Origin of the sequence: Pseudomonas folii, from assembly GCF_014357575.1 — a bacterium.
Lineage (GTDB): Bacteria > Pseudomonadota > Gammaproteobacteria > Pseudomonadales > Pseudomonadaceae > Aquipseudomonas > Aquipseudomonas folii.
The window spans coordinates 1-13,452 of sequence record NZ_JACONW010000140.1; the positions used below are offsets into that span (position 1 = coordinate 1).

Sequence of the window (13,452 nt, forward strand, 5' to 3'; positions counted from 1 at the left end):
AGCACCGCTCCCACAGGGAATGCACTTCAAGGCAGCAGTTTCTGGTAATCCAAAAAGGCCAACCTCATGCCAACCAAATCCATCAAGGAACGTGCCTTCCACGCGTTTCTTTTCGAAATCATCGGCGTCCTGCTGTTCGCCCCGCTGCTCGCCTGGGTCATGGGGCATTCGCTGGCCAAAATGGGCGCAATGACCGTCATGATCTCCACCGTAGCCATGCTCTGGAACATGCTGTTCAACGCCATGTTCGATGGCCTGCGGCGCAAATGGGGCTTGCGGCTATCACTGGGTACACGTGTACTGCATGCATTGGGTTTCGAGAGCGGCCTGATTCTGGTGATCGTGCCGTTGGCAGCGTGGTGGCTGTCTATCAGTCTGCTGGAAGCGTTCCTGCTGGATATAGGTCTGCTGTTGCTGTTCTTGCCGTACACCTTGATCTTCAACTGGGCATACGACGCTCTTCGGGAGCGTGTAATCCAGCGCCGCCAGGCTAATCGCCAAGGGTTTTCGCCAGCTCGGCGATCAGAAAATCCCTGAAGGCGGACACGGCGGCCGGTAAATTTCGACCGGCCATGCTTTGCATTTCGATCCGCCGTGCCTGCATGCCTTCGTCGAGAATCGGCAAACAGCGCAATTCTTTGCCAACGACCTGTTTGTGCAGGGTCATTTCACTCGAAAGACTGATGCCGCCCTCCTCACGCACAAAGCTGTACAGCGCGCCGATGTAGTTGCTGGTCAGCACGGGCTCGAACATCAGGCCTTGTACACCGCAGCAAATATCAAACAGTTGGCGCAGCGTCGTGTCAGGCCTTGGCAGAGCAATCGGGTAAGGCTGCAATTCGGCAAGGCTGACCGCGCCGCGTCCGGCCAACGGATGGGAGTTGGCAACCACGGCAAAGATCGCCCCGCTCATGACGTGCTCGACGCAGATTTCCTTTTGTGGCGTCAGGCTGAAGGTCAGTGCCAGATCAGCCTCGCCGGAGCGGACTTTCTCTGTGGCTTCAGCCGGTGCGCACACTTCCAGGGTGAAGTGAATGCCCTGATACTCCCGACGAAATGCAGCGATGCTGTGGGGCATGTAATCCAGCGCGAAACCTTCCGAACAGGCGATGTGTACATGCCCGCGTTGCAGGCCGTGCAGCTCGGTAATCTCCAGCACCACCTGCTCGGCTTCCAACTGTGACTTGCGGGCATAAGCTGCCAGCCGCGTGCCGGCTTCACTGAGCACCATGCCCCGGGCGCGGCGCTCGAACAGGGTGGCGTCCAGGGCGAGTTCGAGCTTGGTGATCTGCCGACTCACCGCTGAAGCGGCGACATTCAGGCGCATGGACGCTTCGCTGATGGAACCGCAGCGGGCCACTTCGAGGAAATAGCGCAGGGCCGTGGACTGCACACCATACAACTGCATCAGTACCTCCGTGGATTGCCTTTTCGGCAAAGCAAGTATCGAAAGATTGTGCTTGTGGCATTGGTAAACCATCGCCTACATTCGTGTCCACACCAAAAAGAACATTGCCTGATTTCCTTTCCGCATTTGCGAACAGCTGCCCTTTGATTCAACCACTCTCGCCAACGGAGACGACGGCATGGGCATCAAAGGTTTCGCTTTCAGTATTGCGCTGCTGGGCTCCATCAGCAGCTTCCCGGCCCACGCCGGTAAAGCCAACGACACACTGGTTTACGCTTCCGACAGCGAACCTGAAAACATCAGCCCTTATCACAACGACCTGCGCGAAGGCGTGATTCTCGGTCGGCTGATCTGGGACAACCTGGTGTACCGCGATCCCAAAAGCGGCGAATACAAACCCATGCTGGCCACCAGCTGGAAACAGGTCGACGACACCACCCTCGATTTCGAACTGCGCAAAGGCGTCAAATTTCACAACGGCGACGCATTCACCGCCGACGACGTGGTGTTCACCCTCAACTACGTCGTGTCGCCCGAAGCCAAAGTCGTCACTGTGCAAAACGTCGACTGGATCAAGAGCGCCGAAAAAACCGGTGACTACAGCGTCCGCCTCCATCTGAAAAAACCTTTCCCGCCCGCCCTGGAATACCTCTCCAACGCCGTGCCGATGTTCCCGAAAAACTATTTCGAGAAAGTCGGCATGGCTGAATTCAGCCGCAAACCGATTGGCACCGGCCCGTACAAAGCCGTGTCGGTGGTGGCCGGTGAAGGCGTGACCATGGACCTCAACAAGGACTATTTCAAAGACAGCCCGCAAGGCCTGCCACACATCGGCCACATCAAGTTCCGCGTCATCCCGGACGCCGAGACACGCCTCGCCGAATTGATGACCGGCGGTGTCGACTGGGTATGGCGCGTGGCGCCGGATCAGTCGGAGAACCTCAAAAGCATGCCGAACCTGACCGTGACCAGCGGCGAAACCATGCGTATCGGCTTTCTGATTCTCGATGCCCGGGGCACCTCCAGCGAAAACTCACCGATGAAAAACCTCAAGGTGCGTCAGGCGATCAACCACGCCATCAACCGTGACGGGCTGGCCTCGCAACTGGTGGGCGGTGAAGCCAAACCGTTGCAGGTGGCGTGCTATCCGGGGCAATTCGGTTGCGATACCACGGCGGCGACGGTCTACAACTATGACCCGGCCAAGGCCAAGGCGCTGCTCGCTGAAGCCGGTTACCCGAATGGGTTCGAGACAGAAATATTCGCCTACCGCGACCGTGATTACGTTGAAGCCATCATCGGCAACCTGCGCGCCGTGGGCATCAACGCCAAGCTGCGCTACCTGAAATACGCTGCCCTGCGCGACCAGCAACGTGGCGGCAAAGTACCGATGTCGTTCCAGGCCTGGGGCTCGTTCTCGATCCTCGACACTTCAGCCTCGGCCGGCACCTGGTTCAAGGGCAACCCGGACGACAATATCAAGGACCCGCAAGTCCAGGGCTGGCTGCAAACCGCCGACAACGCCCTCGACCCGCAGGTGCGCAAGGACAACTACCGCAAGGCCTTGCAGCGCATCAGCGAGCAAGCTTACTGGGCGCCGCTGTTCAACTACTCGATGAACTACGCCTACACCTCCGAGCTTGAGTTCACGCCGTATCCGGACGAATTGCCGCGCTTCGTGCTGTCCAGCTGGAAATAAGCCACAACCACCGTTGCCGTGGTGCTGAGTGATCGCGCCACGGCAAACCTCCACTTTTTCAGCCAATGGATACGAGGAAACTTGCCATGCTTGGGTTCCTTCTGCGTCGTCTGGGTATCGCTGTGTGCGTTGCGATTACCGTGTCGATCATCAGTTTTTCTCTTCTGCACCTGTCCGGTGACCTGGCCACTGCCATTGGCGGGCCGGAGGCCAGCAGCGAACAAATCGAACAGATCCGTGTGCAGTACGGTTTGGACAAACCTTTGCCAACCCAGTACTTCAACTGGCTGGGCGACTTGCTGCGACTCGATCTGGGCGACTCTTTTTTCTTTCAGGAATCGGTCTATAACCTGATCGCCAGTCGCCTGCCGATCACTTTGAGTCTGGGCGCAATGGCGCTGGGCATCGCGCTATTGGTGGCCATCCCGCTGGGTGTATTGGCCGCCGTGAAACGTGACACCTGGATCGACCGCCTGGCATTGAGCATCGCCGTACTGGGCCAGGCCATGCCGAGTTTCTGGTTTGCGCTGATGCTGATCGTGGTGTTCGCCGTCACCCTGAAATGGCTGCCGGTGTCGGGTAACTCGACGTTCCTGCATTTCGTGATGCCCGCCATTGCTTTGGGTTACTACGCGACCCCGGCGATCATGCGCCTGACCCGCGCGGGCATGCTTGATGTGCTCAATTCCGATTACATCCGCACCGCGCGGGCCAAGGGTTTGCGCCCGGCGCGGGTGCTGTTCAAGCACGCGTTGCGCAATGCGTTGATTCCGGTCGTAGCGCTGGCGGCGGTGGAGTTCGGCTTCATGCTCGGTGGTTCGGTGGTGATTGAAACCGTGTTCTCCCTGCAAGGCGTCGGGCAACTCGCCTGGGACGCCATCGCCCGCGACGACTTCCCCGTGGTGCAAGCCGTAGTCCTGCTGATCGCCGTGATCTACATCATCCTCACCTTGCTGGCCGACGTGCTCAACGCACTGCTCGACCCGCGCATTCGTGTGCGTTAGGAGGCTTTGCCATGTTCTTGAAGACACGCCATTCAAATCCTGACTACCCAATGCTCACGTCGAACACAAAACCTCTGGGAGCGGTGCTTGCCCGCGATGAGGCTGGACGCGATAGACCTGATATCTGCGGTGCTCTTATCGCGGGCAAGCACCGCTCCCACATAGAAAGCATTTCAGTGCAGGCAGTTGTGAATGATTTGTGCCGCGCTGAAAGGAGGCTCCCATGAGCACACCTGCCGCCCCTCTCGCCATCAACGATTACCTGCCACCGCCCAGCAGCCTCAGCCGGGTGTTGGGCAAAAGCTTTCGCCATCGCGGTTTTGCCATCGGCATGGTGTTGCTGATGATCATCTTCATCGGTGCGCTGTTTGCGCCGTGGCTGGCGCCTTACGACCCTTACGTCCAGGACGTGATGCTGCGCATGAAACCTCCGGTGTGGATGGCCAACGGCACGTGGGAATACCCGCTGGGTACCGACAAGCTGGGCCGTGATTACCTGTCGCGTTTGCTCTACGGCGCGCGTATCTCGCTGTTCATCGGTGTCGCCGCCGCGTTGATCTCCGGCTTTATCGGCACGGTCATGGGCCTGTTGGCCGGTTACTACGGCGGCAAGGTCGACGCGTTAATCAGCTATCTGATTACCACCCGACTGGCGATGCCGGTGGTAATGGTTGCACTGGCTTCGGCTTCGTTGATGGGCGGCTCATTGAAAGTCGTGATCGTGCTGCTCGGCTGCCTGTTGTGGGATCGCTTTGCAGTCGTCGTCAGGGCTTCGGTGCAGCAGATTCGCGATGCCGAATACGTCGCCTCGGCCCAAGCCCTGGGTTGCTCGACCCTGCGCATCCTGGCCAGTGAAATCCTGCCCAATCTGGTGGGCGCGCTGATCGTCGTCGCTACCCTGGAAATGGCCCACGCGATTTTGCTGGAGTCAGCGCTGTCATTCCTCGGCGTGGGCGTACAGCCGCCCACACCGTCCTGGGGTCTGATGATCGCAGAAGGGAAACCCTACATGTTCTTTTCCCCGTGGGTCATCGCCATTCCCGGCGTTGCCCTGATGATTCTGGTGCTGGGCATCAACCTGGTCGGCGACGGTCTGCGCGACCTGATCCTGCCCGACGGCCGCAACTGATAGAGGAGCCACGAACATGGCACTACTCCACGTTGAAAACCTGCGCGTCGACATCCCCATGGGCAACAGCCCGACACCGGATGACATGCTGCACGCCGTGCGCGGTCTGGATTTTGAAGTCGAGCGCGGCGAGATGCTGTGCATCGTCGGTGAGTCCGGCTGCGGCAAATCCCTGACCTCTCTGGCGCTCATGGACCTGCTGCCTCGCAAGGCCAGACGCACCGCAACCCGACTCACACTGGACGGCATCGACATGCTCACCCAGAGCGAACGGCGCATGTGTGACCTGCGGGGCAACCGGCTGGCGATGATCTTTCAGGAGCCCATGACCTCGCTGAACCCGGCTTATAGCATCGGTGATCAGTTGAGCGAAGTACTGACCCAACACCGCAAGGTCTCTCGAAAAGACGCCATGGCCCGCGCCGCGCAGATGCTGGAAAAAGTCGGCATCAGCAACGCCACGGAACGGCTCGGCCAATACCCGCACCAGCTCTCCGGCGGTTTGCGGCAGCGGGTGATCATTGCCATGGCCTTGATGTGCGAGCCGGACCTGATCATCGCCGACGAACCCACCACCGCACTGGACGTGACGATTCAGGCGCAGATCCTGCGCCTCATTCGCGACATTCAGAAAGAATTCGGTCTGGCGGTGATTTTCATCACCCATGATCTGGGTCTGGTGGCGCGTATCGCTGACCGTGTCGCGGTGATGTACGCCGGGGAAATCGTCGAGACCGCTCCTGCGCTGCAACTCTTCGAAAACCCGCAGCATCCTTACACCAAGGGCTTGCTGGCGAGTATCCCGATCCCTGGCAAGACCAAACCCGGCGAAGCGCTGGGTTCGATCCCTGGCCTGGTGCCCAGTCTGGTCGGTGAGCAACAAGGCTGCGCATTCCGTAACCGTTGCGGTCAGGCCGTTGATGCCTGCGCGCAGAACATTCCCGAAATAATGCGAGACGGCCACATGGCTCGCTGCCTGTTTGCCGCACCGGGTCCGGAGCCGACCCGCCAACAGGCTCAGCTCCAGCAAGGGAGTGCCCGCGCATGAAAAAGGACATTGCTCTGGAGCTGTGCGACATCCGTCGCGAGTTCCGCATGAACAAAGGCTTCTTCAAAGCCCCCGCCACCCTCAAGGCCGTGGACGGTGTGTCGCTGCGCCTGATGCGCGGCGAAACCCTCGGGCTGGTGGGCGAATCCGGTTGCGGCAAAAGCACCCTGGCGAAGATGCTGCTCGGTCTGCTACCGCCCACCAGCGGCGATGTGCTGGTCAATGGCAAACATCTGGCGGCCACCGATCGCAAGGAAATGTCCCGGCATATCCAGCCGATTTTCCAGGACCCGTATTCGTCGCTGAACCCGCGCAAGACGCTGCGGGAAATCGTCACCCTGCCGCTGATCGTCCACGACATCGGCACCACTGCCGAGCGTCGCAAGAAGACCGAAGAAATGCTCGACGTGGTCGGTCTGCCCAAGCGAGTGATCGACAGCTATCCGAGCCAATTGTCCGGCGGCCAACGCCAGCGTGTGGCAATTGCCCGCGCCTTGATCATGCGCCCGGACGTGCTGATCTGCGACGAGCCCACGTCTGCGCTGGACGTTTCGGTGCAGGCGCAAATCCTCAACCTGCTCCAGGACCTCAAGCGCGAATTCGGCCTGACTTACCTGCTGATCAGCCACAACCTGGCGGTCATCGAACATCTGGCTGATCGCGTTGCGGTGATGTATCTGGGGAGGATCGTCGAAGAACGCACCCGCGAATCCTTGTTCGCCGCGCCCGGCCACCCCTACACCCGCGCCCTGCTCGATTCGGTGCTCACGCCTGACCCGCGTCTGGGCATTCCCGATATCGGCCTGCATGGCACGTTTCCAAACCCCATGTCGCCGCCATCCGGCTGCGCGTTTCACCCGCGCTGCCCCAGCTGTTTCGCGCCCTGCAAGACGGCCTACCCGGCCAATGATTCGATCATCGGCGGCAAAGTACGCTGCCACCTCCACGACAGTCCTGCCCAAACTTTGGAGCTCGTCCACTCATGAGTCGCTCACAGGCCATCCACAACACTACCGAGCAGTTCGATAACGGCGCCTTTCTGTCCCTGCTCGAACGCAGCGTCGCCCTGCACACCGAAAGCCAGATTCCAGACCAACTGCCGGAGCTCTACCGCTACCTCAAGGAATTCATCACGCCCCACGTCGAAGCGCTGGGCTTCAGCGTGCAGGTCTACGACAACCCACTTCCCAAACGCGGACCGCTGTTGATCGCCACCCGTATTGAAGACCCGGCATTGCCGACGGTGCTCAGCTACGGCCATGGTGACGTGGTTAACGGCTACGATGCGCAATGGCGTGAAGGCTTGTCGCCCTGGGAAGTCAAAGTGGATGGCGAGCGCTGGTACGGTCGCGGCACCGCGGACAACAAGGGCCAGCACCTGATCAACCTGACGGCGCTGGAACAAACCCTCAAGGCTCGCAATGGCAAGCTGGGTTTCAACGTCAAACTGCTGCTGGAAATGGGCGAAGAAGATGGCTCACCGGGTTTGCGTGCGTTCTGCGAAGCGCATCCTGAAGAACTCAAGGCTGACGTCTTCATCGCCTCGGACGGCCCGCGTCTGGCGGCTTCGCGCCCGACGATATTTCTCGGGTCACGGGGCGTGTTCAACTTCGAACTCAGCGTCAACCTGCGTGAAGGCGCACACCACTCCGGCAACTGGGGCGGCCTGCTGTCCAACCCGGGGATTATTCTGGCCAACGCCATTGCCAGCATGGTCGACGAGCACGGCCGGGTAAAAATCCCCGCCTTGATGCCCAAGGAAGTCCCCGAAGCCGTGCGCCTGGCGCTGGCGGATATTGAAGTGGGTGGCGGTCCCGGCGACCCGGAAATCGACCCGAACTGGGGCAACCCCGAGCTGACCCTCAGCGAGAAAGTCTTCGGCTGGAACACCCTCGATGTCATCGCCTTCAAGACCGGCAACCCCGATGCGCCGGTGCATGCGATCCCCGGTAAAGCTAACGCCCACTGCCACATCCGTTTTGTGGTGGACAGCGACTACACCACCTTCATCCCGGCGGTGCGCGCACACCTGGATGCCCACGGTTTCACTCAGGTGGAAGTCAAACAGGGCCGCATCGACATGATGAACGCCACCCGTCTTGACCCGCAAAGCCCGTGGGTCGGCTGGGCGCTGAACTCCCTGGCCGAAACCACCGGCAAAAAACCGGCCCTGCTACCCAATCTCGGCGGCTCGCTGCCTAACGACGTCTTTGCTGATGTGCTCGGTTTGCCAACGCTTTGGGTGCCACATTCGTACCCGGCCTGCTCGCAGCATGCGCCCAATGAACATTTGCTCGCCCCTGTGGTGAAAGAGAGCCTGCAAATCATGGCCGGGCTGTTCTGGGATCTCGGCAACGATGCTTCGCGATTGACGCAGGAGCATCAACAGCGGGAGCAAGCCAAATGAGCGACGCTCGACAACAGGCGCTGGACTGGCTCGCGGGCCAGGGCGAGGCGATGGAGTCATTGCTGCAACGCATCGTCGACACTGATTCCAACAGCTACGACAAGGCGGGTGTCGATGCCGTGGGCGCACTGCTTGCGGCGGAACTGGAAGCCGACAGCATCCTGCTCGAACGCATGCCCGTGGAGGGCTTTGGCGATGTGATGCTCGCTGAGGTCTCCGGCGCTGCGGGCAAGCCGGTATTGCTGCTGGGTCATCGCGACACGGTTTTCCCCAAAGGCACCACCACGACTCGGGGCTACAGCCGCGACGCCACCCTCGCTTACGGGCCGGGCGTGGCGGACATGAAAGGCGGGCTGGTCCTCAACTGCTTTGCCCTCAAAGCGCTGAAGCGCGCCGGTCAACTGCCCTACCCGGTTCAGGTGCTGTACACAGGCGATGAAGAAATCGGCTCCGGCAGTGCTCGCGGCCATATCGAAACCGCTGCGCGTGCGGCTCGCGCCGTGCTCAACACTGAACCCGGCAGAGCCAGCGGCAACGTGGTCAGCGCCCGTAAAGGCGGTGCGACCTTGATCATCGAAGTCACCGGCCGCGCCGCGCACTCGGGCGTCAACCATGCCGACGGCGCCAGCGCCATCGAGGCGCTTGCCCGCAAGATCGTAAAGCTGCATGCCTTGACCGACTATCCGGCGGGCATCACCACCAACGTCGGGCTGATGTCCGGCGGCACCTCCAGCAACACTGTCGCGCCCAGTGCCACGGCCAAGCTGGACGTGCGCTTCATTGAGCTCAAGCATTGGGATCAGATATTCGAAGCGATTCAGAAGATCGTCGCCGAAGAAGAATTGCCCGGCACCACTGCCGTGTTAAAAGAAGCCACAACCTTCCTGCCCATGGAAGCGCAACACAGCATCCGCTTGCTGGCGCTGTATCAGCAGCAGGCGCAGACATTGGGCTTCAGTGTCGAAGGCGAATTCACCGGTGGTTGTGCTGATTCCGGCTTCACCGCAAGCCTCGGCATTCCGACCCTGTGCGGCCTTGGTCCGGTGGGCGGCAAGGTGCATACCGACCGCGAATACCTGGAACTGGACACCCTCGTGCCCCGCGCTCAGGCATTGGTGGCGACCATTCTGGCGGTGGGTGAAGCTTACTGAGGGAATTGGTCTCTTCGAAACGCCGGGGATTGGCTATCCACATCGTTCAACCCCGACGTTAAGGTTGGCGCCATCGCCCGATTGGGCATTCCAACCTACGAGAGCACGCCAACATGAACGAACGCATCCAATGGGCCACCGTCGCCCCCGAAGCCTACCGCGCCATGGCGGCCCTTGAGGCTGCCGTCGGCAAATCCGGGCTGGAAAGCTCGCTGCTGGAACTGGTCCGGTTGCGCGCCTCGCAAATCAACGGCTGCGCCTTCTGCATCAACCTACACGCCAACGACGCCCGCCGCGCCGGGGAAAAAGAATCCCGCCTGCAAACCCTCAGCGTCTGGCGTGAAACCGCGTTCTTCACTCCTCGGGAAAAAGCGGCGCTGGCGTGGGTCGAAGCCATGACGCTGTTGCCCAATCAGCAAGCCTCGCAGGAACAATACCTGGCATTACAGGAGCATTTCAGCGACAGCGAAGTGGTCAACCTCACCCTCGCGATTGCCACCATCAATGCCTGGAACCGTTTTGGCGTCGGGTTTGCGATGGTGCCAGCGTAAAGCCCAAGCTGGAATGCTGCCTGCCTGTGGGAATGTGATGTCGTGGGAGCGGCTTTAGCCGGGAAGAGGCTACTCCAGACGATGCATTCGTGTCGTCAGAAACTCCGCCTTCCCGGCTAAAGCCGGTCCCACGTCATTCTCTCCAATATTTCAATCTCACCGTTCCTACAGAAAGCAGCGCCTGCTAACTCTGCGGATCACCCCGCCATCGGTTGCACCCGACAGCCCTCCCCCCTATGATTCGCCCCGTCGCTGCACATCAGCGATCGGATTTGGCGATCCGGACTACATATACGCAACAGCTCCAATGCTTGGTTGTCTTCACTTGTGTGAGCAACAGTTATGGCGGCTGTGCGTGGGAGACCTTCGGGTCTGCCGGGTATATGTGACCGGTTCGCCAACCTGCGTACAGCTGCCACCTGATTTCGTTTGGCGACGAAACCGGGGCAGGCTTTAAATCACATAGATGGAATAACCGAATGCCTCAATACACCCCGCTCTCCCAATCCCCCAATACCGTCCTGTTCATCAACCCCGACGCCCCGCTGCCCGACCTGCACCACTTCGCCGTGCAACGCCTGCGTGCCGTCAAAGACCTGATGAACAGCCTCAGCGACGCCAAAGAACCCGACACAGCCAGCCTTGCCAATGCCGCTCACCTGCTGCTGCAGGACAGCTGCGAGGTGCTTGAGATTATGGAAGTCCGGCTCGACAAGCTCAGCGCCTGATTCAATGCAATCTCCTGTAGGAGCTGCCGAAGGCTGCGAATCGCGGTTTATATGACACACCGCTTCGCAGCCTTCGGCAGCTCCGACAGGAATTGTGCGCTGTTCATCTATCGATCAAATTTGCAGATGCTTCACATAAGGACTATTGGTTGGAGTACAGCTCCGGCTGTGAGGAAACTCGCCGGCACTCTTATTACAGGCCCTTACCAACATGACCAACAACGTTCTAAAACTGGCTGCTTTCAGCGACGGCGACCAGGGCGGCAACCCCGCCGGTGTATGGCTCGGTGATTTTTTGCCGGATGAAGCAACGATGCAGCGGATTGCTGCCGAGGTAGGGTTTTCCGAGACTGCGTTTGCAGCACCCATCGCCGAGGGCTTTCGGGTGCGGTATTTCTCGCCTGAAGCCGAGGTACCGTTCTGCGGTCACGCGACGATTGCCCTCGGTGCTGCACTGGCCGGGCAGCATGGCGATGGGGTGTTTAATCTGACGCTGAATCAGGCGCAGATCAGCGTCGAAGGCCACGCCCAGGGCGATTTGATTTCAGCCGCTCTGCAATCACCACCGACTCACAGCGGCCCTGTTGATGATGCCTTGCTGCACGAAGCACTGGCGATGTTCGGCTATGCGCAACACGATCTGGATGCGCGCATTCCACCGGCATTGATCAACGGTGGCGCGCAGCATTTGGTGCTGGTGTTGAACAGCCGGGAAAAACTGCGGGCCATGGAATATGACCAACAGGTCGGACACGAGCTGATGACCCGAGCCGGATGGGTCACGGTATTGCTAGCGTATGCGGAAAACCTGCAGCTGTTCCACACCCGCAATCCGTTCGCGTGGGGCGGCGTGTACGAAGATCCCGCCACTGGCGCTGCAACCGCGGCGTTCGCCGGTTATCTGCGCGATCTTGAATGGCCCCACGGCGGGCATATCGACATTGTGCAGGGCGAGGACATGGGCAGTCGCTCGATACTGCGGGCGCAGATCCCGGAACAAAGCAGCCCGGAGCAGAAAGGCAGTTCGATCCGGGTTTCCGGCATGGCTCGCAAGCTGTAAGTCAGACCTTGAGCCGTGAACCGCCAATGGCTACGCCCACCAGCATCACGGCGACGACCATGAACGCGACTTCCAGGCTGCTGGCGTGGGCGATGAAGCCAATCGCTGCCGGGCCGATCAGAATCCCGGCGTAACCCAGGGTGGTCAACGCCGGGACTGCGACATTCTCGGGCATGCTCTTTTGTCGGCCCAGCGCGCTGTAGCAAACCGGCACGATGTTCGAACAGCCCGCGCCTACCAACGCGTAACCGAGCAGTGCGGCTTGCCATGACGGTACGAGGGTCGCCAACGCCAGCCCCGCCGCCGCACACAAGCCACCAAGAATGACGATGTGCCGTGGTCCGACACGCCGCACCACGGCATCGCCGAACAATCGGCCCAGGGTCATGGTGAAGGCAAATACCGCGTACCCCAGCCCCGCGTAGGAGGTTTCAACACCGCGCAACTCGCTGAGGAACACCGCGCTCCAGTCCAGCATTGCGCCTTCGGACAGGAACACCGTGAAACACAGCAGGCCGAGGAACAGCACCACGCCCCGTGGGATGGCGAATGGCGGGCCATCGGTTTCGCTGCCGTAAGTCAGGAAATGCGGTGCGGCCTTGAGCAGCGCGATCAGTAAAACGGCGACAACGGCAAACATCGACACCAGAGGCGACGCGCCCACGCTCAACAAACCGGCGACTCCCGCTGCACCGGCGATGCCACCCAGGCTGAACAGGCCATGAAAACCGGACATCATGGTTTTGCCACTGGCACGCTCGACGATGATCGCCTGGATATTCACCGCACAATCCAGCGCCCCCATGGCGGCGCCGAAGATAAACAGCACGGCAATCAACGACGGCAGATGCGAAACCGTGGCCAACAGCGGCAGGCACAGACAGATGATCGCCGAAGAAATCAGTAACACCCGGCGACAGCCAATTCGCGCTGCCAGCGCACCGGCCAAGGGCATTGCGATGATAGAACCGACACCCAGACACAGCAGCAACAGGCCCAAAGTGCCCTCATCCAGCCCGACCCGGGCTTTGGCATACGGCACCAACGGTGCCCAGGCGGCAATGGCAAAACCGGCAATGAAAAAGGCCACACGGGTGGAGAATTGCTCCAGTCGACCCGGCACAACCGGTGCCGGGGTGCTGATGGAAGTCATGCAGGCTCCTTGAAAAACGGCGGACCAAAAGGTCCGGTAACCGGCGCAGCCTAGCAGATGCTGTCAGGTTTTTTGCAGGAGATCGCACAGCAAACATTTGACCTGTAGGAGCTC

Annotated in this window: 13 protein-coding genes; 11 read left to right on the forward strand and 2 right to left on the reverse strand. The window is 60.3% G+C overall.

Features of this window, described 5'->3' with window-relative positions; all coding sequences use genetic code 11:
• Positions 1 to 66 precede the first annotated feature (66 nt).
• The gene (locus H8S59_RS21775; protein WP_187522772.1) at positions 67 to 537 is read left to right on the forward strand and encodes a multidrug/biocide efflux PACE transporter; all 471 of its coding nucleotides are present in this window, start codon (positions 67 to 69) and stop codon (positions 535 to 537) included.
• Here the strand turns inward: H8S59_RS21775 and H8S59_RS21780 are convergent.
• The gene (locus H8S59_RS21780) at positions 491 to 1,408 is read right to left on the reverse strand and encodes a LysR substrate-binding domain-containing protein (protein ID WP_187522773.1); all 918 of its coding nucleotides are present in this window, start codon (positions 1,406 to 1,408) and stop codon (positions 491 to 493) included. The genes H8S59_RS21775 and H8S59_RS21780 overlap by 47 nt on opposite strands.
• Before the next feature lie 178 nt (positions 1,409 to 1,586).
• Between H8S59_RS21780 and H8S59_RS21785 the strand changes: the two genes are divergently transcribed.
• The 10 genes from H8S59_RS21785 (at position 1,587) to H8S59_RS21830 (ending at position 12,185) form a co-directional block, all read left to right on the forward strand.
• The gene (locus H8S59_RS21785) at positions 1,587 to 3,107 is read left to right on the forward strand and encodes an ABC transporter substrate-binding protein (RefSeq protein ID WP_095099357.1); all 1,521 of its coding nucleotides are present in this window, start codon (positions 1,587 to 1,589) and stop codon (positions 3,105 to 3,107) included.
• An 86-nt stretch (positions 3,108 to 3,193) separates the two neighbouring features.
• Positions 3,194 to 4,111, forward strand: a complete 918-nt coding sequence (locus H8S59_RS21790; protein ID WP_122663789.1) for an ABC transporter permease — start codon at positions 3,194 to 3,196, stop codon at positions 4,109 to 4,111.
• Positions 4,112 to 4,334: 223 nt separating this feature from the next.
• The gene (locus H8S59_RS21795) at positions 4,335 to 5,240 is read left to right on the forward strand and encodes an ABC transporter permease (protein WP_187522774.1); all 906 of its coding nucleotides are present in this window, start codon (positions 4,335 to 4,337) and stop codon (positions 5,238 to 5,240) included.
• Between the two features lie 16 nt (positions 5,241 to 5,256).
• Positions 5,257 to 6,288 carry an ABC transporter ATP-binding protein gene (locus H8S59_RS21800; protein ID WP_095099369.1) on the forward strand — a complete coding sequence of 344 codons (1,032 nt, stop codon included), beginning with the start codon at positions 5,257 to 5,259 and terminating at the stop codon, positions 6,286 to 6,288.
• Positions 6,285 to 7,274, forward strand: a complete 990-nt coding sequence (locus tag H8S59_RS21805; protein ID WP_095099372.1) for an ABC transporter ATP-binding protein — start codon at positions 6,285 to 6,287, stop codon at positions 7,272 to 7,274. Before H8S59_RS21800 ends, H8S59_RS21805 begins: the two co-directional genes overlap by 4 nt.
• Positions 7,271 to 8,695 (forward strand): M20 family metallopeptidase, encoded by a 1,425-nt coding sequence (locus H8S59_RS21810; RefSeq protein WP_187522775.1) that lies wholly within the window; start codon positions 7,271 to 7,273, stop codon positions 8,693 to 8,695. The genes H8S59_RS21805 and H8S59_RS21810 overlap by 4 nt, the downstream gene beginning before the upstream one ends.
• A complete protein-coding gene (locus H8S59_RS21815) occupies positions 8,692 to 9,846 on the forward strand; it encodes a M20 family metallopeptidase (RefSeq protein ID WP_187522776.1) in 1,155 nt (384 codons plus the stop codon). The genes H8S59_RS21810 and H8S59_RS21815 overlap by 4 nt, the downstream gene beginning before the upstream one ends.
• A 113-nt stretch (positions 9,847 to 9,959) precedes the next feature.
• A complete protein-coding gene (locus tag H8S59_RS21820; protein WP_187522777.1) occupies positions 9,960 to 10,397 on the forward strand; it encodes a carboxymuconolactone decarboxylase family protein in 438 nt (145 codons plus the stop codon).
• A gap of 479 nt (positions 10,398 to 10,876) precedes the next feature.
• Positions 10,877 to 11,125 carry a hypothetical protein gene (locus H8S59_RS21825; RefSeq protein ID WP_187522778.1) on the forward strand — a complete coding sequence of 83 codons (249 nt, stop codon included), beginning with the start codon at positions 10,877 to 10,879 and terminating at the stop codon, positions 11,123 to 11,125.
• A gap of 211 nt (positions 11,126 to 11,336) precedes the next feature.
• A complete protein-coding gene (locus H8S59_RS21830) occupies positions 11,337 to 12,185 on the forward strand; it encodes a PhzF family phenazine biosynthesis protein (RefSeq protein ID WP_187522779.1) in 849 nt (282 codons plus the stop codon).
• Between the two features lies 1 nt (position 12,186).
• Here the strand turns inward: H8S59_RS21830 and H8S59_RS21835 are convergent, their stop codons facing one another.
• Positions 12,187 to 13,338, reverse strand: coding sequence for an MFS transporter (locus tag H8S59_RS21835; protein WP_187522780.1), 1,152 nt, complete (start codon positions 13,336 to 13,338; stop codon positions 12,187 to 12,189).
• Positions 13,339 to 13,452 lie beyond the last annotated feature (114 nt).